The organism is Streptococcus sp. SGI.013, from assembly GCF_050315295.1.
Taxonomy (GTDB): domain Bacteria; phylum Bacillota; class Bacilli; order Lactobacillales; family Streptococcaceae; genus Streptococcus; species Streptococcus porcorum.
Window position 1 is genome coordinate 1 of sequence record NZ_JBNPOS010000030.1, and the last position, 20,678, is coordinate 20,678.

Annotated in this window: 20 protein-coding genes and 2 pseudogenes; 17 read left to right on the plus strand and 5 right to left on the minus strand. The window is 36.8% G+C overall.

The window, feature by feature from the left end; all coding sequences use genetic code 11:
• A pseudogene (locus ACQRDX_RS07485) lies at window positions 1-341 on the minus strand (hypothetical protein); the annotation flags it as partial.
• A gap of 132 nt (window positions 342-473) precedes the next feature.
• Here ACQRDX_RS07485 and ACQRDX_RS07490 point away from each other — a divergent pair.
• The 4 genes from ACQRDX_RS07490 to budA are packed head-to-tail and all read left to right on the plus strand — an operon-like array spanning window position 474 to window position 4,085.
• Window positions 474-947, plus strand: a complete 474-nt coding sequence (locus ACQRDX_RS07490; protein WP_427895749.1) for an NUDIX hydrolase — start codon at window positions 474-476, stop codon at window positions 945-947.
• Between the two features lie 13 nt (window positions 948-960).
• Window positions 961-2,136 carry an AI-2E family transporter gene (locus ACQRDX_RS07495; RefSeq protein WP_427895751.1) on the plus strand — a complete coding sequence of 392 codons (1,176 nt, stop codon included), beginning with the start codon at window positions 961-963 and terminating at the stop codon, window positions 2,134-2,136.
• Window positions 2,126-3,352, plus strand: a complete 1,227-nt coding sequence (locus tag ACQRDX_RS07500; protein ID WP_427895753.1) for a tetratricopeptide repeat protein — start codon at window positions 2,126-2,128, stop codon at window positions 3,350-3,352. Before ACQRDX_RS07495 ends, ACQRDX_RS07500 begins: the two co-directional genes overlap by 11 nt.
• A 13-nt stretch (window positions 3,353-3,365) precedes the next feature.
• Window positions 3,366-4,085, plus strand: coding sequence for an acetolactate decarboxylase (gene budA, locus ACQRDX_RS07505; protein ID WP_427895755.1), 720 nt, complete (start codon window positions 3,366-3,368; stop codon window positions 4,083-4,085).
• 15 nt (window positions 4,086-4,100) lie between these two features.
• On the opposite strand, the gene ACQRDX_RS07510 is transcribed toward budA, so the two are convergent.
• Complete coding sequence (locus tag ACQRDX_RS07510) at window positions 4,101-5,750, minus strand: Rqc2 family fibronectin-binding protein (RefSeq protein ID WP_427895757.1); 1,650 nt, start codon at window positions 5,748-5,750, stop codon at window positions 4,101-4,103.
• A 126-nt stretch (window positions 5,751-5,876) separates the two neighbouring features.
• Here ACQRDX_RS07510 and ACQRDX_RS07515 point away from each other — a divergent pair, with 126 nt between their 5' ends.
• The 3 genes from ACQRDX_RS07515 (at window position 5,877) to ACQRDX_RS07525 (ending at window position 8,047) form a co-directional block, all read left to right on the plus strand.
• A complete protein-coding gene (locus ACQRDX_RS07515; RefSeq protein ID WP_427895759.1) occupies window positions 5,877-6,338 on the plus strand; it encodes a hypothetical protein in 462 nt (153 codons plus the stop codon).
• A gap of 84 nt (window positions 6,339-6,422) precedes the next feature.
• Complete coding sequence (locus tag ACQRDX_RS07520; RefSeq protein ID WP_427895761.1) at window positions 6,423-7,292, plus strand: ABC transporter permease; 870 nt, start codon at window positions 6,423-6,425, stop codon at window positions 7,290-7,292.
• The gene (locus ACQRDX_RS07525) at window positions 7,289-8,047 is read left to right on the plus strand and encodes an ABC transporter ATP-binding protein (protein WP_427895763.1); all 759 of its coding nucleotides are present in this window, start codon (window positions 7,289-7,291) and stop codon (window positions 8,045-8,047) included. The genes ACQRDX_RS07520 and ACQRDX_RS07525 overlap by 4 nt, the downstream gene beginning before the upstream one ends.
• A 343-nt stretch (window positions 8,048-8,390) precedes the next feature.
• Here the strand turns inward: ACQRDX_RS07525 and ACQRDX_RS07530 are convergent, their stop codons facing one another.
• Both ACQRDX_RS07530 and ACQRDX_RS07535 read right to left on the minus strand, forming a co-directional pair.
• Window positions 8,391-9,278 (minus strand): IS3 family transposase, encoded by an 888-nt coding sequence (locus ACQRDX_RS07530; protein WP_427895765.1) that lies wholly within the window; start codon window positions 9,276-9,278, stop codon window positions 8,391-8,393.
• Window positions 9,275-9,595 (minus strand): transposase, encoded by a 321-nt coding sequence (locus ACQRDX_RS07535; RefSeq protein WP_427895767.1) that lies wholly within the window; start codon window positions 9,593-9,595, stop codon window positions 9,275-9,277. The genes ACQRDX_RS07530 and ACQRDX_RS07535 overlap by 4 nt, the downstream gene beginning before the upstream one ends.
• 192 nt (window positions 9,596-9,787) lie before the next feature.
• Between ACQRDX_RS07535 and ACQRDX_RS07540 the strand changes: the two genes are divergently transcribed.
• The 10 genes from ACQRDX_RS07540 (at window position 9,788) to ACQRDX_RS07585 (ending at window position 19,696) form a co-directional block, all read left to right on the plus strand.
• A complete protein-coding gene (locus tag ACQRDX_RS07540; protein ID WP_427895769.1) occupies window positions 9,788-10,387 on the plus strand; it encodes a DUF4767 domain-containing protein in 600 nt (199 codons plus the stop codon).
• 161 nt (window positions 10,388-10,548) lie between these two features.
• Complete coding sequence (locus ACQRDX_RS07545) at window positions 10,549-12,210, plus strand: ribonuclease J (protein WP_354369275.1); 1,662 nt, start codon at window positions 10,549-10,551, stop codon at window positions 12,208-12,210.
• 144 nt (window positions 12,211-12,354) lie between these two features.
• Window positions 12,355-13,125 (plus strand): alpha/beta hydrolase, encoded by a 771-nt coding sequence (locus ACQRDX_RS07550; RefSeq protein WP_427895772.1) that lies wholly within the window; start codon window positions 12,355-12,357, stop codon window positions 13,123-13,125.
• 9 nt (window positions 13,126-13,134) lie between these two features.
• Entirely contained in the window at window positions 13,135-13,755 is a 621-nt protein-coding gene (locus tag ACQRDX_RS07555; protein ID WP_427895774.1) for a GTP pyrophosphokinase, read from the plus strand.
• A complete protein-coding gene (locus ACQRDX_RS07560; protein ID WP_427895776.1) occupies window positions 13,756-14,448 on the plus strand; it encodes a response regulator transcription factor in 693 nt (230 codons plus the stop codon).
• Window positions 14,445-15,686: a sensor histidine kinase gene (locus ACQRDX_RS07565; RefSeq protein ID WP_427895778.1), complete on the plus strand. Its 1,242-nt coding sequence runs from the start codon at window positions 14,445-14,447 to the stop codon at window positions 15,684-15,686. The genes ACQRDX_RS07560 and ACQRDX_RS07565 overlap by 4 nt, the downstream gene beginning before the upstream one ends.
• A 102-nt stretch (window positions 15,687-15,788) precedes the next feature.
• On the plus strand, window positions 15,789-16,499 hold the full coding sequence (locus tag ACQRDX_RS07570) for a M57 family metalloprotease (RefSeq protein ID WP_427895784.1): 711 nt from the start codon (window positions 15,789-15,791) through the stop codon (window positions 16,497-16,499).
• A 7-nt stretch (window positions 16,500-16,506) separates the two neighbouring features.
• Window positions 16,507-16,872 (plus strand): hypothetical protein, encoded by a 366-nt coding sequence (locus ACQRDX_RS07575; protein ID WP_427895780.1) that lies wholly within the window; start codon window positions 16,507-16,509, stop codon window positions 16,870-16,872.
• Window positions 16,873-16,935: 63 nt separating this feature from the next.
• Window positions 16,936-18,852 carry an ABC-F family ATP-binding cassette domain-containing protein gene (locus ACQRDX_RS07580; RefSeq protein ID WP_427895782.1) on the plus strand — a complete coding sequence of 639 codons (1,917 nt, stop codon included), beginning with the start codon at window positions 16,936-16,938 and terminating at the stop codon, window positions 18,850-18,852.
• A 7-nt stretch (window positions 18,853-18,859) separates the two neighbouring features.
• Window positions 18,860-19,696, plus strand: coding sequence for a putative RNA methyltransferase (locus ACQRDX_RS07585; RefSeq protein ID WP_427895786.1), 837 nt, complete (start codon window positions 18,860-18,862; stop codon window positions 19,694-19,696).
• 247 nt (window positions 19,697-19,943) lie between these two features.
• Here the strand turns inward: ACQRDX_RS07585 and ACQRDX_RS07590 are convergent.
• Window positions 19,944-20,678, minus strand: a pseudogene (locus ACQRDX_RS07590) (TrlF family AAA-like ATPase); the annotation flags it as partial.

Genomic DNA, 20,678 nt, shown 5'->3' on the forward strand with positions numbered 1-20,678 from the left:
AAAAGATTTAGGCTACAATCTTCACTAAGTTTTAAGATTTTTCCATTGTTGAGGAGTTCGAGTTTGGGATTCATCAGTTTTGGGATTTTTTCTTGATACCAATGCTCAAATGATCCTTCGCCGTCATAATAAAAAAGGTCTAGTGTCCCATCAGAATGATTATAGCTATAGGCAATTTTTTGACTAGGGTGAAAAGCTATGAGCAAGTTTGCATCAGGCTTATAAAATGAGAGAGAATCCACGAGTTGCTCTTTTTGTCGTGTCTCAAGTTTGCCATCTGTATGATTCATATAAAGCGAGAAATGATCAGGTGTTTGTGTGAGATAGGTAAGGTTTCTCAAAATCTTTTTCCTTTCTTTTTGTAAAATTATATCATATTTTTGTTAGAATGTAAGTGGCTTTAAAATAATCACTTTATGCCCAAGAATAGTCCTAAATTTGATATAATTAGTAGCATAGAAATGAGGAGAAAGATGACTAAGCAAGCAACGATTTGTTATATTGATAATGGGCGTGAGCTATTACTCATGTACCGTAATAAAAAGCCAAACGATGTTCATGAAGGAAAGTGGATTAGTGTGGGTGGTAAACTGGAAGCAGGAGAAACTCCTGATGAGTGTGCCAGAAGAGAAATTTCGGAAGAGACAGGACTGGTTGTCAAAAAAATGGACTTTAAAGGGATGATTACTTTTCCTGATTTCACTCCAAATGAGGATTGGTACACTTATGTTTTTAAAATAACTGAATTTGAAGGACAACTCATTGATTGCGTTGAAGGAACATTAGAGTGGGTACCGTATGATCAGGTTTTGAGTAAGCCTACTTGGGAAGGGGATTATGAGATTTTTAAATGGATTTTAGAAGATGCTCCCTTTTTTTCTGCCAAGTTTGTTTATGATGCGCATCAAAAATTAGTTGACCGTCAGGTTCAATTCTATGAAAGGTAATGAGGAGTAAGATATGTTTTCTCAAGAAGATAAAAAATTTACCCTTAGCTGGTTTTTTAAGTGGTTTTTAAATAATCAAGCTGTAACAGTGTTGATGGTATCCTTACTTGTATTTTTGAATATTTTCGTTTTAACGAAAATTAGTTTTTTATTTGCCCCTGTCTTATCATTTTTAGCTGTGATTATGCTTCCTGTTGTGATTTCAGCTCTACTTTACTATCTATTAAAACCCATTGTTGATTTGTTGGAAAAAGCTGGCGCTAGTCGGATAACGGCTATTACACTCGTTTTTATTGTTTTATCAGGGTTATTGATATGGGGAGTTGCTGTAGCGGTTCCCAGCTTAGTTGATCAGATTTTAACTTTTGCTGATAATCTTCCATCTTACTTGAAGGAGGGAGAAAAACAGGTCAACCTGCTTTTAAAAAATAATCAGTTTAATGCCATTCGCCCTCAGCTTGAAAATATGGTAAATAACTTTAGTAGCAAGGCAGCAGACTATGCAGAGACTTTTTCAAAGTCTGCAGTTAACTGGGTTGGTAATGTTGCCTCCTTGGTGACACGAGTAGCAGTGGCTATTATGATTTCACCTTTTATTCTCTTTTATTTATTGAGAGATAGTGGCAAGTTTAAAGAACGATTTATTGAATTCTTGCCAACAAAGATACGTCAACCTAGTCTGCGTGTTTTATCAAACATAAATGCACAATTATCAAGTTATGTTCAAGGGCAGGTGACAGTTGCTATTGTAGTAGCTATTTTGTTTTCTATTATGTTTTCAATCATTCAACTTCGCTATGCTACAACGCTGGCTATCATTGCAGGTATTTTAAACATGGTGCCTTATTTAGGAAGTTTTTTGGCGATGATTCCAGCTTTTATTTTGGCTATGGTAGCTGGTCCTATTATGGTGATTAAGGTTGCGGTTGTTTTTATAATTGAACAGACAATTGAAGGGCGTTTTGTCACCCCACTTGTCATTGGTAGCAAGTTAAATATTCATCCCATTACGATATTATTTGTTTTACTAACAGCAGGCTCTATGTTTGGTGTCTGGGGAGTGTTTTTAGCTATTCCTATCTATGCTTCTGTAAAAGTGATTTTAAGTGAAATTTTTACTTGGTATAAAGCTGTCTCAGGATTATATGTTGAAGATATCGAGGAGGTAGGAGAAGGAAATGACAAATAGTGAAAAAATGGTAGCCTCTATTCAGGCTCAAGATTTAGAGCATGCTGAAAAGTATTTCAACCGTGCCTTAAAAGAAGATGATCAAGAAACACTTTTATCATTAGGAGAATACCTAGAATCAATTGGTTTTTATCCACAAGCCAAGCTAATCTATGAGCAATTAATCGGAGACTATCCAGAGCTTGCCCTCAGTTTAGCTCAAATTGCAGCAGAAGATGGACAGATTGAAGAAGCCTTTCTTTATCTAGATACCATAAAAGAAGGTGATGAGGCTTACTTAGAATCCCTCTTAGTGATGGCTGATCTGTATCAGATGGAAGGGTTAACAGATGTGGCGCGTGACAAGTTACTCTTAGCCAGTGAATTTAGTCAGGAGCCGCTTATCTATTTAGGTTTGGCTGAAATGGAGTTGGAATTAGGGAACTATCAAACTGCTATTCAGCTTTATGCTAGTTTAGACAATCGCTCTATCTTAGAAGAAACAGGTATTTCAACCTATCAACGTATTGGTTTAGCTTATGCGAGTCTAGGAAAATTTGAGGCAGCAATTGAGTTTTTAGAAAAAGCTGTCGAGATTGAATACGATGACCAGACAGTTTATGAACTCGCTTTGATTTTATTAGATCAAGGTGAGAGTCAAAAATCAGAAATTTACTTTAAGCAGTTGGATACTATAAATCCTGATTTTGAAGGTTATGAGTTGGCTTATGCTAAAGCACTTCATGCCGAACACAAGCTTCAAGATGCTTTACGAGTACTTCAACAAGGTTTAGCTAAAAATAGCTTTGATCATCAACTTCTTCTTTTTGCTTCCCAATTATCTTATGAAAACCATGATGCTAAAGCAGCAGAGTACTACCTTCTCCAAGCTAAAGAGATTGCAGAAGACCAAGAAGAGATCGATTTACGACTATCGACACTTTATCTTGAAAGGGAAGCTTATGAAGATGTGATTGCCCTAGAACGAGAAGGGATAGATCAAGTCTTGACACGTTGGAATATCGCTAAAGCCCATCAAGCTTTGGAAAATGAAGAGGAAGCTTTTGAGCTCTATCAGGCATTAGAGGATGATCTTGGAACTAATCCTGAGTTTTTAAAAGATTATGCTTATTTATTGTATGAATTTGCTTATCGTGCTAAAGCTAAAGAGATGGCTAAACGTTATTTACAGTTGGTCCCAGATGATAGTGAGGTTGCAGCTTATTTTGAAATATAAGAAAGGTTAGGGTATGGCAGAGGCAATTAAGTTATTTCAATATAATACATTGGGTGCTTTGATGGCAGGACTATATGGTGGTTCTTTGACCATTGGAGAGTTGCTTGAGCATGGTGATTTAGGGATTGGGACGCTTGATTCAATTGATGGAGAATTAATTGTTCTGGACGGAAAGGCTTATCAAGCTAAAAGTACAGATGGCAAATTAGAGGTTGTAGAGGTTTCATCTGATGAAAAGGTCCCTTATGCTGCTGTGGTCCCTCATCAAGCAGAAGTGATTTTTCGTCAACGCTTTGAAATGACCCACCGTGAATTAGAAGAGCGCATTAAGTCCTATTATGATGGTCATAATCTTTTTCGTTCCATTAAAATTCATGGTAAGTTTAAACAGATGCATGTCCGTATGATTCCAAAGTCTGCTCCTGATCGTAAGTTTGCAGAAGTTGCAGTTGGACAACCTGAACATCATGCTGAGGAGGTCACTGGAACTATTGTTGGATTTTGGACACCAGAGATGTTTCATGGAGTGAGCGTAGCGGGTTACCACCTTCACTTTTTATCTGATGATCACGCTTTTGGTGGGCATGTGATGGATTTTATTATTGAGGAGGGGATTGTGGAAGTTGGTCCTGTTGATCAACTGGATCAACGATTTCCCGTACAAGATCGAAAATACCTTTTTGCAAAATTCAATATGGATGAGTTAAAAGAGGATATTAGTAAATCAGAGTAAAAAAATCGATGAAGTTTAAAACTTCATCGATTTAATTTTATCCTCAGTAGGTGTCACACGGAGAGTCTTTTGTCCTGTATAGGTTACAAAACCTGGTTTTGCTCCACTTGGTTTATTGAGTTTTTTTGCCTCAATCATATCTACTTGCACAAGATTAGATAATCTCGCTTTAGAGTAGTAAGCTGCTAATTCAGCTGCGTCAGTTTTGACCTCATCACTAGGGTTGAGGTTATCTTTAATTAAAACATGACTTCCTGGAAGATCTTTAGCATGGAACCATAGCTCCCCTTTTTTTGCTAATTTAAAGCTGATTTCCTCGTTTTGAAGATTATTTTTTCCAACTAAGATGAGTGTTTTTCCATCAGAAGCTAAATACTGTTCAGGTTTCTGACGTTTTTGACGCTTGTCATGAGCTCGTCTTCGAATAAAGCCAGTTTCAATCAGTTCTTGTCGGATGTCATCAATCTCAGATAAGTTAGCTTGATTTAGTGCAGTCTCCACACTTTCAAGATAAGTAATCGTCTGTTTGGTGTCATCGATCAAGTAGGTCAGATGCTTAACAGCCTCTTTTAATTTTTGGTATTTTTTAAAATAACGTTGAGCATTTTGATTGGGTGTTAATGCTTTATCTAATGTAATCATTAATTTTTCGCCCGTGTAATAATTGTCCAATTCAACACTATCTTTATTGTTTGGAACAAGACTGAGATAGGTGGTTAATAATTCACCTTTTTGTCGAAAGAGTTCAGCTGTTTCCGTGTCATTTAACTCTTGCTCTTGTTTATGCAGTTTTTTCTTATTTTTATCCAACTCACTTGTTACGCGATGGATTAAGTCAGAAGCCTGTTGTAAAACACGATCACGTTCAGCTTTTTCTTGATAAAAATAATCTAAAAGAGTAGAGAGATCAGAAAAAGCTTGGATACTATCTCCAAAATCAATGGCAGAAAAAGAGTTTGGGGTGAGACTAGGCTTAAGGGGAGAGGAGAAGAAAGAGCGGAACTGTTTTAGTCTATCACTTGTCAATTGTTGGCTTAAAGCTGTAGCGGTATCACGTCCTAAACCTTGAAAAAGTGTTTGGAGATTTTTAGGGGTCAATTCATTAGTTTGTAGTACTTCAAATAATTTGTCATCAGCAATAGTGAAGGGATTGAAGGCGGTTGATTTTGGAGGGGCGATATAAGTACTTCCTGGTAGAATCGTACGATAAGTATTTTGAGAAAAACCGACGTGTTTGATAGACTCAATAATCTTTGATTCGTTTTTATCAATCAAAATAATATTAGAGTGTTTGCCCATGATTTCAATGACTAAGGTGACCTTAATATGATCGCCAATTTCATTTTTATTGGAAACAGTCATCTCTAAGACCCGATCATTTTCTACTTGTTTGATACTTTCAATTGTTGCACCTTGAAGGTATTTACGCATCAACATGGTGTAAGTATTTGGAAATTTTGGGTTTTCAAAGTCGCTCTCAGTTAGTTGAAGACGCCCAAAAACAGGATGAGCAGACAAGAGCAGTTTATAGTTTTTACGATTACTACGGATTCCTAGAACGAGCTCACGTTCAAAGGGTTGATTCACCTTTTGAATGCGACCAAATAAGAGTTGATCCTGTAATTCTTTGGTCATGTGATGTAAGAAAAAGCCGTCAAAAGACATAAAGAACTCCTCTCAAAAATTAGTCTTTTCATTATATCATATTTCTGAGATTAACGTATTGATGCAATCAAGATGACTTGAAAAATCAATCACTTTCTTGTAAAATACGATTCAAGGGGGAAATGAATGAAAAGAAAACGTTTAGGGAGAATAAGCCTAGTTGTTTTATTGTTGACTCTCATTTATGCTCCTGTTTTAGCTAGACGTGTTCGGGAAGAGGAGTTTCAAATGTTAGCTCTTCCAAAAGCAAAAAATGTTATTTACAAAGAAAATATGGATATGACGACCATCAATCGTGATCCTAGAGATTTTGTGATTATTTTTTATAGGCCTAGTGATGTTCAAGTTGCTCACCATCTCACGCATTTTTTAGAGCATCATCCGAACTTAAAAGTTAAGTGTACCATCTATATCAATGTGATGACTAAAAAAAATCAAGCTTTGGATAAGGAGCTAGGTTTACAAGATAATCTGATGACTATCGGCTATTTTGCAGATGGTAAGATGCAAAATCGTATCTTAATTGATCAAGAGACAGACTTGGAATCCTACTTTGAAAAGATGATTAATGGGATTTCCTACTATTAAAAGTTTTAAATAGGAGAAGACTTCTCCTATTTTTTGTTTTATGTTAAAATGGAACTAGTATTTTTTGATTAGATTGGAAATATGATGATTATATCAACAATTTCACAGGGCTTACTTTGGGCAGTCCTTGGTTTAGGGATTTTTATGACATTTCGTATCCTAAACTTCCCAGATATGACCACAGAAGGTTCTTTTCCTCTAGGAGGTGCAGTTGCTGTCACGCTGATGACCGCAGGAGTCCATCCTTTACTAGCTACATTAGCAGCATTGTTAGCAGGCTGTCTTGCAGGTCTGGTGACAGGACTTCTTTATACGAAAGGCAAGATTCCAACTTTATTATCAGGTATCTTGGTGATGACTTCTTGCCACTCTATTATGTTAATGATTATGGGACGGGCTAATTTAGGGCTATTGGATGCGGTGAAGCTACAAAGTCTTCTTCCTTTTTCTGAGTCGCTTAATCTTTTGGTGATTGGGCTACTTTTTGTCATTTTAGTGATTGGTCTAATGATTTATTTTTTAAATACTCGCTTAGGTCAAGCCTATATTGCAACAGGTGATAATAAAGATATGGCAAAGAGTTTTGGAATTGATACTGATAAGATGGAATTGATGGGCTTGGTTTTATCAAATGGTATTGTTGCCCTCTCTGGCGCTCTTATTAGTCAACAAGATGGCTATGCAGATGTTTCAAAGGGAATTGGTGTCATTGTTATTGGTCTTGCAAGTATCATTATCGGTGAGGTCCTATTTTCAACCAATTTAACCTTGCTTGAGCGTCTGATTGCTATTGCAGTGGGGTCTATTTTGTACCAATTTTTAATTTTAGCAGTGATAGCGATTGGCTTTAATACGAATTATTTGAAGTTATTTAGTGCTTTAGTATTGGCTACTTGTCTGATTATTCCAGAGGTCAAAAATAAATTGTTTAAAGGAGTTAACCTATCACGATGAAAAAAATAGTTGAATTAAAAAATGCAACGGTACAGGTTAACAATGGTTTTGATGAGTTAAAAACAATTTTAGATCAAGTTTCTCTCACCATTTATGAACATGATTTTTTGACGATATTAGGGGGAAATGGTGCAGGGAAATCCACTTTATTTAATGTGATTGCTGGAACTTTACCTTTAACCAGTGGTAGCATTCATATTCTTGGAGAAGATGTGACTGATTTACCAGCTGAAAAACGTGCCAAGTACTTATCGCGTGTTTTTCAGGATCCTAAGATGGGAACTGCTCCTAGAATGACAGTTGCAGAAAATATGTTGATTGCCAAATATCGTGGTGAAAAAAGAGGCTTGATGAACCGTCAATTGCAGTCGCACAAGGCTGAATTTGAAAATTTAGCTAGTCAGATTGGAAACGGTATTGAAAAGCATCTAGACACCCCAACAGGACTTTTGTCTGGAGGACAACGTCAAGCGCTTAGTTTATTGATGGCAACCTTGAAGCGCCCTGATTTATTACTTTTGGATGAGCATACTGCAGCTTTAGATCCTAAAACAAGTGTTGCTTTGATGACTTTGACAGATCATTTTATTAAAGAAGATCAATTAACTGCCTTAATGATTACACATCATATGGAAGATGCTCTGAAATATGGCAATCGCTTGATCGTCCTGAAAGATGGAAAAATCATTCAGGACTTAAGCAAGGAAGAAAAAGAAAAACTTTCCATTTCAGATTACTATAGTTTATTTGAATAAGAAACCACGAGGCTGGGCAAAAAGCCCAGCGCCACTTCTCAGAGTTCGTGTCAACATCTCAGCGCAGTGGTTGATTGGCTTTAGCAGTCCAGTGGACTGTTAAAGGTTGGAGATAAGATTTGCGAAGCAAATCTCAGCAATTCGCATGTTACACTCCAAATCTGTCCATTACGACTGTTGCGAACAAAGTTCGCTTCATCTCCAAGCTCAAACTGTCTCCCAGACAGTTTGAGCTGTGCGGGGGTGGGAGTGAAACAGTCTGGGGATAGACTGTTTCAGCTCAACAACTAGAAATAAAGACTTGGTTGTGTCAAGCCCCAGATAAAATGGACAGTTAAAAAAGTTAGGTCTTTAGAAGGTATGCTTCCCTAAATTCTAAGGGAGTCATACCTTTTAATTTTTCTTGTGGCCTGTGGCAATTATACCAGTCGATGTATTCCCTGATTTGTTGGATGAGGGCTTCCCTATCCTCAGGCGGAAATAGTCTCAAGGATTCACTCTTCAAGTGGGAAAAGAAATTCTCACATGCCGCATTATCATAACAATTTCCCTTGCTAGAATGAGAAATGGTCACACCGTATTGATCTAATTTTCGGAGATACTGTTGATTGGTATATTGAAAACCTTGGTCAGAATGAAGGATACAGACTTTGGTTGAATCCCAAGAATCGTGAAAGACCTGATCTATATTGTCAAAAACTAACTTGTTATCATTGAAATCTGATAGCGTATAGGCTAAAATAGAATTGTCATAACAATCTTTTATGACACTTAAGAACATCCTCCCTTGTTTGTGGTAAACGTAGCTGACATCTGTCGTCAGTTTTTGGAGAGGACGTTCTGCTTTAAAGTTTTGGGCAAGCACGTTGTAGTGGACGTGTCTTGCCTTTTCATTTATCTCTCGTTGCGTACAGGATTGATACCACTTCTTCCGAATCGGAGACTGGTGACCAAGAATACGCATATAGCGCAAGACAGTTTTAGGGTTAGGGGCAAGTTGATAGTGTCTTCTCAGTTGATAAGAGATGAAGCGATAGCCTTTTTGAGTGTCATGGAAGATAGCTGTAATCTTTTTAGCTAAGTTCGCATCAAACTGTTTATAGACTGGTCTCCCCTTGCTCAACCAAAGATAGTAGGAAGACCTGGGGAATCCGAAATAGGCACATAAAGAGGAGACTGAGTAACGATCTTTCAACCGCTCCACGACTTGATAGAGGTGGACTCTTCTCACGGATTGAGGAGAGTCCTTAAGGTCTTTAAAATTGCATTCTCCATTCGTAGATAAGTATTCTGTTCCTCTAGGGTCATCTTCTCTAGATTCCTTGTTTTGGGACGACCAGTGGACTTTCTACCTCGTAAATCTTGGGAGAGTAAAGTAGGGTCTTCTCGGTATTTTCTTGTCCAATTCAAAACTTGGTTGTCTGATTTTAACCCATATTTTTTGACAATAGAAGGCATCCCTCCGCTCTTTCCGCTGAGGTAGTCTTCAACTACCTGTAGTTTGAACTCGGGTGGATATTGGGTGAACTTACTTCCTTTTTTAGCCATGAGAAAAGAACCTCCTTATAAGAACAGTATATAACTTTTTTATACTGTCCATTATAAGCGGTTCTTTTCATTGACGAACTCTTTTTTTTGATCGAGTTCTTTCCCACTCCCTTTTTGTGTTGTCAAATCCCTTTTACGTCACTCTTTGACTATTAGCTAAAGTATGCTAAAATGATAAAAAGGAGATAAGGTATGAAAAAAAGTTTAGGTCTATTGCTTGTTTTATTACTTTTAACAGCTTGTCAGAATCGGTCAGAGGTTGTAACGGTTGTCAAAGAAGAAAGCCAATCAAGTCAATCAACTAGCCAATCAAGCCAAAAGAGTGAGACCGCTGTATCAGAAAGTTCTACATCTTCATCATCAAGTAGTGTCAAAGAAGCTTATACTCAAGAAGTTGCGACAGCAACAGCCTTATGGAATGCGGATAAAGCACAACAACTTGCCAGTTTTATGGTTTCTTGGGGTAATGAGATGAACCAGCCTGGATATAAAAGTGAAGGCATTGATGAATGGTTAAGCTTTAATTTCTTTATGAATGATAGTTATGATATTTCAGTTGAGAAATCTCTTGATGGAACAGGAAACTCAGACTATAATATTGTTGCCGTATATAGTTATGTTTATGGGGCTAATAGTATCCATCGCTATTTCTTTACCTTTAATCGCTCAGGTCAACCAGTTGTTTTGTATAGCGCCCAAAATCAAGGGGGGATGCCTCATAACCGTTTGTATGTGAAACAAACACAAAACCAAGAATTAAGCGCAGGCTTTGCCAATATCGCTAATCAATAAGTGCAAAAACAACCTTTTCAGCTGAAGAGGTTGTTTTATGGTACGAATTGCCTTTGTTTTATGCTATAATGTAAGAGACTGTAACTTTTGTTACCAACTGTAATTCGACTTGCTTAAAGCAAGGACCGTTAGTATATTAAAATAAATTTTAAGGAGAAAAAATGAGCGATATTAAAATTATTGCCTTGGGTGGTGTTCGTGAAAACGGGAAAAACCTGTATATTGCAGAAGTAAATGATTCCATTTTTGTCTTGGATGCGGGCTTAAAATATCCTGAAAACGATCAGCTTGGAGTGGATATGGTGATTCCTAATCTGGATTATCTGATTGAAAATAAAAATCGGATTCAAGGGATTTTCTTGACGCATGGCCACGCTGATGCTATTGGGGCACTGCCTTTTATCTTACAACATGTTCGTGTGCCTGTCTTTGGTTCTGAGTTGACCATTGAGCTAGCACGTTTAGTGGTTAAAAATAATGATGCGACTAAGAAATTTAAGGATTTTCATATTGTTGATAGCGATACGGAGATTGAATTTGGTGATGCTGTCATTTCCTTCTTTAAAACTACCCATTCTATCCCAGAAAGTTTAGGTGTTGTTGTGGGAACAGATCAAGGAAATATCGTCTATACAGGTGATTTTAAGTTTGATCAAGCGGCATCAAGTCTTTATCAAACTGATTTTAGACGATTATCTGAAATTGGTCGCGAAGGGGTCTTAGCTCTTTTATCTGATTCTGCTAACGCTGATAGCAATGTTCAAATTGCTAGTGAAGCAGAGGTTGGTCTAGAGATTGATCATGTGATTTCAAATTGGGAAGGTCGTATCATTGTGGCAGCTGTTGCTAGTAACCTTGCTCGTATTCAACAAGTTTTTGATGCAGCGGCAGAAAATGGGCGTCGTGTTGTCTTAACAGGGTTTGATGCAGAAAATATTGTGCGTACAGCTATACGTTTGAAAAAACTTCGTGTATCAGATGAAAAATTAATGGTCAAACCAAAAGATATGTCTCGTTTTGAGGACCACGAGTTGATTATTTTAGAAACAGGTCGGATGGGAGAGCCAATCAATGGTTTGAGTAAGATGTCCATTGGACGTCATCGTTATGTACAGATTAAAGATGGTGACTTGGTGTATATTGTCACAACACCGTCTATCGCTAAAGAAGCAGTGGTAGCTCGGGTAGAGAATATGATTTATAAGGCAGGTGGACGTGTTAAACTTATTACACAAAATCTGCGTGTATCAGGTCATGCTAATGGACGTGATTTACAATTGATGATGAATCTTTTACAACCTAAATATCTTTTCCCTATCCAAGGTGAATATCGTGAATTACAAGCTCACGCAGATTTAGCTCAAGAAATTGGTATCTTACCAGAGAACATTTATATCATGAAACGCGGGGATATCATGGTACTTGAAAAGGATGGTTTTTTCCATCAAGGAGGTGTGCCTGCTGGTGATGTCATGATTGATGGTAATGCTATTGGTGATGTGGGCAATATCGTTCTTCGTGACCGCAAAGTATTATCTGAGGATGGTATCTTTATCGTAGCTATTACGGTCAATAAAAAAGAGAAAAAAATTATCTCAAAAGCTAAAATCAATACCCGTGGCTTTGTTTATGTGAAGAAGAGTCGCGACATTTTACGTGAGAGTGCAGATATTGTCAATAAAACCGTAGAAGAATATTTAGCGCAAGATAGTTTTGATTGGTCTGATTTAAAGTCAGCTGTTCGTGATGAAGTTAGCAAGTACCTTTTTGATCAAACCAAACGCCGTCCAGCCATTCTTCCAGTAGTAATGGAAGTGCGATGAGCTTAAATTAGCTGTAAGGTCAGTTGATGGAAAATAAGGAAAAAGGAAGAGCTGGAGTTTATATTCAGGTGTTCCTTTTTTTCTACCAGTTTTGTAAAGTTTTAGATTTTTTTGTTTTAATCAATAAGTTGAAAGGGAGAAAATATGGCATTTTTTCAAATTGAATATCGTTCAGATTGTTTAGAGATGGAGCGTGAAGTTAATGTTATCTATCCAGATGGTTTTAGTGTAGCGGATCCTGACTGTCAGGATATTCCAGTTCTTTACCTCTTACATGGAATGAGCGGGAATCATAACTCTTGGCAAAAGCGGACAGCTATTGAGCGCTTACTCAAAAAGACCAACTTGATTGTTGTCATGCCTTCAACGGATCTTGCCTGGTACACTAATACCCGCTATGGAATGAAGTATTTTGATGCTCTTGCAATGGAATTGCCACAAGTGATGCAACGTTTCTTTCCTAATATGACTAAGAAACGAGAGAAGACTTTTATTGCCGGTCTCTCAATGGGAGGCTATGGCGCTTTTAAACTCGCTATGGCAACAGAGCAGTTTTCTTATGCGGGATCATTTTCTGGAGCCCTTAGTTTTAAAGGACTGGCTGATAGAAATTTAAACTCACCTTATTGGTCAGGGATTTTTGGGGATGCTGAAGCATTTGAAAAAGGAGAGAACAACCTCCAAAATTTAGCAGAAAAAACAGATCAGAAAACAAAATTTTATGCTTGGTGTGGTGTAGAAGACTTTTTATTTGAAGCCAATAATGAGGCAATCAAAAACTTTAAACAATTGGGGTTAGATATTGAGTACCATACTGGGCCAGGTAAACATGAATTTTATTATTGGGAAAAGCAATTAGAAGAATTTTTACGCTGGCTGCCCATTGATTATGTTGAAGAAGAGCGTTTAAGTTAGGGGGATGCAGTGAGTTATCAGATCTACGGAGAATATTCGGCTTATCTACCTTTAATTTTAAAGTCTTTTCAAGAAAAAATTGAAGAAAAAAATAAGCAACAGAAGTTACAAACAGGCTTCAAACTATATGAACATTTTTTAGCCCGTGTTAAAAGCCAAGAAAGTATGATGGATAAATGTCAAAGAAAAACCTTACCGCTTCATCCTCACTCGGCTCTTAGAGAAATCAAAGATAGTATTGGGATTCGCATTATCTGTGGCTTTGTTGAAGATATTTTTTTCTTGGTTGATTTTATCAAGAAAATAGAAGGTGTTTCAGTTTATAACGAAAAGGACTTCGTCAGCAAACCAAAACCAAATGGCTATCGTTCTTATCATTTGATTTTAGAAGTAGAGACTCCTTTTCCGGACTGTCTTGGTCATCAGCAGGGGAAATACTTTATTGAGGTTCAATTACGTACTATTGCTATGGATTCGTGGGCGAGTTTGGAGCATCAGATGAAATATAAGCATGACATCAAAAATCCAGAACGCTTGGTAAAAGAATTAAAACGGTGCGCAGATGAGCTAGCATCGTGTGATCTTAGTATGCAAACTATTCGACAACTCATCCAAGAAGGTGGTGATTAAATGACGTTATCTATTTTATTAGCAGAAGATGAAGATCAATTAGCCCGTGTTTATACAGCTGCTTTGGAGCATAAAGGTTATCAGGTTGTTAGGGTATCAAATGGGCAAGAAGCGATTGATCAATCGAAGGAACAGGTTTTTGATGTCATGATATTAGATATTATGATGCCTGTTAAAACTGGCTTAGAAGCTTTAGCAGAGATTCGATCAAGTGGAGATAAGACCCATGTTGTGATGTTGACAGCTATGTCAGGACTCGATGATAAAGTAACAGGGCTTGAAACGGGTGCTGATGATTATCTCACAAAGCCTATTTCCTTAAAAGAGCTCCTTGCACGGATGGCGTCCTTAGAACGTCGTTTGGATAGTTTTACAGATAAAGTGTTAAATCTTGGTAATATTATTTTAAATACTTCTCAGCAGGAGTTAGCGACTTCTAACACAATTAGATTATCAAATAAGGAAAGTCAATTGATGGCATTCTTTATGTTAAATCATGGTAAGGAATTAAGGACTAAAGATATCTTTCAGCATTTATGGGCAAAAGATAAGGATCCTGAAATAGATGAGGGCTATGTTTATATCTATGTGAGCTATCTTCGCGAGAAATTAAAAGCGATTGGGGCCAACCTTGAAATTATTGGTGACGAAAATCAATCTTATCATTTGAGAATTAGAGAGGAGGTCGAATGATTAGAAAGTTAAGAATACAATTTATCACTATCGCTTCTATAGCTGTTTTTCTTGTTTTGACAGGTTTTATGGTAGTCTTTAATTCAGCCCGTTATATCCAAAGTAACAATGAAGTTAATACCATTATGCAAATTTTATCTGATAATGCTGGTACCTTGCCAAGTAAAAATAAATTAGATTTTTCATTAAGTAACAGCTCTTTATCTAGCACACGTCTATCCCAAATGCACTATTTTACACTCCTAATAGACTCAAAGGGAACTTTAATAGAATCTAATATGCAGCAAGCCAGTGATGTTGCAACAGATGATTTAGATGATTTGATTGATAAGGCTGATGTTAAAAATAAAGTGACTTACTTTAAATACCAACAACACTATTACGCCTATCTAGCCGAACCTTTGTCCAATCAAAAAACAAGAATCATTTATTTAGATATTACAGATTATATAGAAGAAAGACCCGAGTTATTAATTCTTTCGATCTATATGTTTATCTTTAGTATGCTATTTTTCATTGTTGTGATTTCTATTTTTTCTGGTCAAGCTATCCGTCCCTATATTGAAAATGCAGAGCGACAAAAACGCTTTATTACAAATGCAGGACACGAATTAAAAACACCTCTAGCTATCATTTCTGCCAATACGGAACTACAAGAAATGTTAGATGGAGAGAGCGAATGGAGTAAATCTACCAAAGATCAAGTGCAACGTATGACCGATTTGATTAATCGCATGGTGACACTTTCCAAATTGGAAGAGCAAGCCGATCTTGTTTTAAGCAAGTGTGATTTTTCTGCTATTACACAGGATGCCGCAGAGGATTTTAAAGGACCAGTGATTAAAGATGGCAAGCAATTTACCTTAAGTATTACACCAGGACTGTTTGTTGAAGCTGAGGAGAAATCACTATTTGAGTTGGTTACCATTCTTGTTGATAATGCAAATAAATATTGTGATCCAACTGGTCAAGTAATAGTCAGTCTATCTAGGCTAGGTAGAAAAAAAATTAAGCTAGAGGTTTCAAATACTTTTTCAGATGGAAAAGCTGTTGATTATAGTAAGTTTTTTGAGCGTTTTTATCGTCAAGATGAGTCTCATAATCAGCAGGTATCTGGTTATGGTATCGGTCTTTCTATGGCAGAAAGTCTGGTCAAGTTATTTAAAGGACGTATTGGAGTGACTTATAAAAATAATCATATTAGTTTTAGAGTCATTTTTCCAGCTAGTAATCCCTAAGCAAGGTTTCTCCTTGCTTTTTTAGTTAGCTCCTGTTATACTAATATCTCAAGTTTTAGGATTTTTTATGACATACGAAAGAGGTAGAACATGAAAAATCTCATTGGATTTATTGTAAAAGTGTTGTTTTTTATTCCACGCTTAATCTTATCTTTAATTTGGAGTTTAGTGAAAGCAGTGGTAATTGTTGCTCTTTTATTTTGGGGCATTACTTATTTTACTAATCAGCAAACATCATCGGTTTCAGATGTTTTTTCTACAGGTATTGAGACGCTTCGTCAAGTCCTTCAGGGAAACGGTAACCAACTAGCTAATAATGTTGCCAATAACCTTTCTAATCTATCTGTGGATAATTATTCTCATACCGAAGGGAGCCGTTGGGAGACAAATGCGGCAACCGTCTATTTGGAGTCAACAGATCCTACCCTAGTATCAGCTTATGAAACAGCTATTGCTAACTGGAATGCTACGGGTGTCTTTACCTTTACCATGACAACAGATAAAGAGCAAGCTGATATTATTGCAACAGACTATTCTGATGCTCAAACGCAAGCAGCAGGTTTAGCTGAAAGCGAAACAAATATGTTGACTAACCGTTTAAAACATGTTGATGTGAAATTAAATACATATTATTTACTAAATGAGGAATATGGTTATGATTTTGACCGTATTGTTCACACAGCAGAGCATGAGTTGGGACATGCTATCGGACTTGATCACGATGATGCAGAAGTTTCAGTCATGCAGTCTGCAGGATCCACCTATGGTATCCAAGAAACAGATCTATTAGCTGTCCAAGAATTGTATCAATAGGAGTTTTATGTACCGTAAATTTAAGCGTTATGCGAGACGTTACCCAGAGCAAGTCATTTTATTATTTTTTAACACAGGAGTTTTTGCTTGGTTAAAAGCAACTAGTATGAGTATCTTATCTCATCTTAATCTAAGTGTCGGAGACTATATTCCCACATTTATCCGTGTCTTGATTGGGGACAATATGCAATCCTTGCAAAAACTGATTGGCAACTCACCTTTTATTTGGTTGGTCCTATCCATGATAATGATGTCTATTTTACGCTTTGTTGAAGGTCTAGTGAAATTATTGATTTTTACGCTTGTCATTGTTATAGGCATCTATTTAATGATGAAAAATCAAGCTATTTTAGAACACTTAAAATTTATGTAGAAAAAAGTCAGTCCCTTATCTAAAAGATTGAGTAGGGCTGATTTTTTTTGTTATAATAGAGTTATGATTATTTTAAATGGAAACAAACTAGAACGCTCCTTTTCAGGTGACGTTCTTTTCGATAATATTAACATTCAAGTAGATGAACGAGATCGTATTGCATTGGTTGGGCGAAATGGTGCGGGGAAATCAACTCTTCTTAAAATACTCGTTGGCGAAGAGTCTCCCACCTCAGGTGACGTGACTTTGAAGCGTGATTTATCCTTGTCTTATTTGGCACAAGATAGTCGCTTTGAATCAAACAATACTATTTTTGATGAGATGCTCCTAGTCTTTTCGGATTTGCGGGCGATGGAGAAAAAGTTGCGTGCCATGGAGTTGGATATGGGGAGCTTATCAGGGGCTACATTAGATAAGCTGATGGCAGATTATGATAGACTCTCGGAAGAGTTTCGTCTGTTAGGCGGCTTTACTTATGAGGCAGATATTAAGGCGATTTTAAATGGCTTTCAGTTTCCAGAAAGCATGTGGCAAACTCCAATTGCAGAGTTATCAGGCGGACAAAATACCCGTTTGGCTTTGGCACGGATGCTTTTAGAAAAACCTGAATTGCTAGTACTTGATGAGCCGACAAACCATTTAGATATCAAAACGATTGCTTGGCTAGAAAATTATTTAGCCAACTATCAGGGAGCTTTGATTATTGTGAGTCACGATCGATACTTTTTAGATAAAGTGGCAACAGTGACTCTAGATTTAAACCCTAACTCACTTGATCGCTATGTTGGTAATTACTCTAGTTTCATGGAACAAAAAGCTCAAAAATTAGCAACTGAAGAAAAATTATTTGAAAAGCAAGCTAAGGAAATTGCTCAATTAGAAGATTTTGTTCGTCGAAATATTGCGCGTGCCTCAACCACAAAGCGTGCTCAAGCACGACGTAAGCAGTTGGAAAAAATAGAACGTTTAGATAAACCAGGACAATCACAAAAGTCTGCTCATATGACCTTTTTTGCTGAAAAGTCCTCAGGTAACGTTGTTTTAACGGCACGTGACGTTTCCATAGGCTATGATGGAAAGATTTTGTCTTCTCCTATTGAGCTTGAGTTGAACAAGCATGAAGCAGTAGCTATTGTGGGGCCAAATGGAATTGGAAAATCAACTTTTATCAAATCTATTGTTAAACAACTCCCTCTTATTTCAGGAGAGCTTCGCTATGGTGCTAATGTCGAGATGGGGTATTATGATCAAACACAAGCCAATCTAACTCCCTCAAACACTGTCTTAGATGAACTTTGGAATAGTTTCTCGACCGTTCCTGAGGTAGAGATACGTCGTCGATTGGGTGCCTTTTTATTCTCAGGAGATGACGTCAAAAAATCAGTTTCTATGCTCTCAGGTGGTGAGCGAGCTCGTTTACTTTTGGCTAAACTCTCTATGGAAAATAACAATTTTCTTGTACTGGATGAGCCGACAAACCATTTGGATATTGATAGTAAAGAAGTACTTGAGAATGCCTTGATTAATTTTGATGGGACCTTGTTATTTGTTAGTCATGATCGTTACTTCATTAACCGAGTGGCAACAAAAGTTTTAGAGTTATCTGAAACAGGAAGTACGCTTTATCTAGGCGATTATGATTATTATATTGAGAAAAAAGCGGAGCTAGAAGCATTGAGAGAATTAGATACTGCAGAAACAAATCCAGTCAGCTTGGCAGCAGCTCCCGATGCTTCTAATGATTACCAAGTACAAAAAGCTAATCAAAAAGAATACAGAAAATTACAGCGACGTTTATCAGAAATTGAAGCACGCATTGAAGTGATTGAAGTTGAGATGACAAAACTTGAGCAAGAAATGGCATTAACCAATCAAGCAGATGAGTTAATGTCCATGCAAGCACAACTAGATCAATTTATAGAAGAGCAAGAAGGTCTCCTATCAGAGTGGGAAGAGCTTGCAGAAAGGGTAGAAGGTTAAAATGGTAATCAATAAGCGTAGCCGCTTTTCAGATAGTCAGCATGTTTTTGCCTGTCCTATTTGTCATGAGGCCTTGAGTTATGGTGAGACCTTCTTAAAGTGTGAAGAGGGTCATGTGTTTGATTTAGCCAAATTTGGCTATGTTAACTTAGCTCCTCAAGCGAAATCTTCTGATAATTATGATAAGGCCAGTTTTAAAAATCGTCAGAAGATTTTAGAGAATGGCTATTATCGTCATATCTATGAAGCCATTAAGGAAGTGGTTCAAAGAGAAAGCCTTACTCAGCTACTAGATGTAGCCTGCGGAGAGGGTTATTATTCTAGATGCTTATCGGATGATTTGGGGTTGAATCTTTTTGCTTTTGATCTTTCAAAAGAGTCGATTCTTCTGGCTAGTAAGGCAGATAAAACCTATGCGGTTAAGTGGTTTGTAGGAGATTTGACACAGCTCCCTATTCAAGATAAGGTAATGGATGGGATCTTAGATATTTTTTCGCCCGCCCACTACAAAGAATTTAATCGTGTATTGAAAGATGATGGTCTTGTCATCAAACTCGTTCCAGGTCCCAATCATCTAAAAGAGCTTCGACGTTTGGCTCAAAATCAACTTCAGAAAGCAGATTATGACCAGCATCGCGTGGTTAATCATTTTGCTAAGTTTTATCCAAGATTCCAAGAACAGTTGGTATCACAAACCTATCCTATCAGCCCCGAAGATCTTAGGGCTTTTGTGGAGATGACACCGCTTTTCTTCCATGTTGATTCCAACCTTTTAAATCTAGATAGCATTACTGAAGTGACAGTTGAAGCTGTTTTACTCATCGGTTATAAAGAAAATCGCTAGGATAGGTAGCTTGACGCTCAGCAGTCTAAATAATCTGAGTTCATTCACCTTATAAAAACTTATAGCGAAATCTTAAAAGGACAGTAAATGACATACTGTCCTTTTATGTTGATATATTTTCTTTTTATGATGCGCCTTATTTGGAGATTTACTAAAATAGAAAAAGTTTTATAATAAATTTCCTATGAGTTTTTATTATTAGTTGTCAGTCACTTTTTGAGGCAATCACCTAAATGAGACCTATTAATCAAAACTGGTATTTTTCCTTTCGAATCTTAAAAGCAGTTTCACCGCCTTCAAGAATATTTACAACTTGATTCATAACTTGTTTGTTATCAATCGATCCAATAGCCTGTCCATTAATTTTGCCTTGTCCATCTTCTTCGACAAGTCCAATAATTAGTTCTGCGTCACCAAAGACCGGAATATTGGCATTATGAGTAGCAAAAATATATTGACGATTTTTTTTGTTATTTCTAATTGAGGCAACTAAGCTATCTGCAATATAGGCATTATCAAGATTATCCTCAGGCTGATCGATGATTAAAGGATCTCTGTTTTCGACTAATAGAATATTTAAGAGTGCAGTACATTGCTGACCTTTTGATAAATTATCCATAGATTTGAATTTATCACCAACTTTGAGAGAAATATTGGTAATATCACCTAGAACAAGCTCTTCTAATTTCCAACATTGTTCATTGGTTAATTTACAAATTTTCTGCGAAGTATTATTGGTTAGGTTATATTCTTTAGCTAGTTCATCTGGCCCCTTTTGGATATTCTCAATAAAAGTAATCATATCAAAATTTTTATAATCACTAATAGATTGAATTGATTTATCGCCAATTCCTTCCAGTTTTTTGAGTTCCTCCAACAAAGATTCTTTGTTTTGTAGGCAATCAATTTCTATTTTGACTAGCTTGCCTAGATTAGATTTATGCAGCTTTTTAATTCGTTTAGATACTGCATTAATATATTC

Excerpts from the sequence above, each read along its gene's own strand:
- ACQRDX_RS07495 (WP_427895751.1), top strand. The coding sequence starts at position 961 with ATGTTTTCTCAAGAAGATAAAAAATTTACCCTTAGCTGGTTTTTTAAG.
- ACQRDX_RS07565 (WP_427895778.1), top strand. The coding sequence starts at position 14,445 with ATGATTAGAAAGTTAAGAATACAATTTATCACTATCGCTTCTATAGCT.
- ACQRDX_RS07545 (WP_354369275.1), top strand. The coding sequence starts at position 10,549 with ATGAGCGATATTAAAATTATTGCCTTGGGTGGTGTTCGTGAAAACGGG.
- ACQRDX_RS07490 (WP_427895749.1), top strand. The coding sequence starts at position 474 with ATGACTAAGCAAGCAACGATTTGTTATATTGATAATGGGCGTGAGCTA.
- ACQRDX_RS07525 (WP_427895763.1), top strand. The coding sequence starts at position 7,289 with ATGAAAAAAATAGTTGAATTAAAAAATGCAACGGTACAGGTTAACAAT.
- ACQRDX_RS07515 (WP_427895759.1), top strand. The coding sequence starts at position 5,877 with ATGAAAAGAAAACGTTTAGGGAGAATAAGCCTAGTTGTTTTATTGTTG.
- ACQRDX_RS07535 (WP_427895767.1), bottom strand. The coding sequence starts at position 9,595 with ATGGCTAAAAAAGGAAGTAAGTTCACCCAATATCCACCCGAGTTCAAA.
- ACQRDX_RS07540 (WP_427895769.1), top strand. The coding sequence starts at position 9,788 with ATGAAAAAAAGTTTAGGTCTATTGCTTGTTTTATTACTTTTAACAGCT.
- budA (WP_427895755.1), top strand. The coding sequence starts at position 3,366 with ATGGCAGAGGCAATTAAGTTATTTCAATATAATACATTGGGTGCTTTG.
- ACQRDX_RS07520 (WP_427895761.1), top strand. The coding sequence starts at position 6,423 with ATGATTATATCAACAATTTCACAGGGCTTACTTTGGGCAGTCCTTGGT.
- ACQRDX_RS07575 (WP_427895780.1), top strand. The coding sequence starts at position 16,507 with ATGTACCGTAAATTTAAGCGTTATGCGAGACGTTACCCAGAGCAAGTC.
- ACQRDX_RS07500 (WP_427895753.1), top strand. The coding sequence starts at position 2,126 with ATGACAAATAGTGAAAAAATGGTAGCCTCTATTCAGGCTCAAGATTTA.
- ACQRDX_RS07510 (WP_427895757.1), bottom strand. The coding sequence starts at position 5,750 with ATGTCTTTTGACGGCTTTTTCTTACATCACATGACCAAAGAATTACAG.
- ACQRDX_RS07580 (WP_427895782.1), top strand. The coding sequence starts at position 16,936 with ATGATTATTTTAAATGGAAACAAACTAGAACGCTCCTTTTCAGGTGAC.
- ACQRDX_RS07560 (WP_427895776.1), top strand. The coding sequence starts at position 13,756 with ATGACGTTATCTATTTTATTAGCAGAAGATGAAGATCAATTAGCCCGT.
- ACQRDX_RS07550 (WP_427895772.1), top strand. The coding sequence starts at position 12,355 with ATGGCATTTTTTCAAATTGAATATCGTTCAGATTGTTTAGAGATGGAG.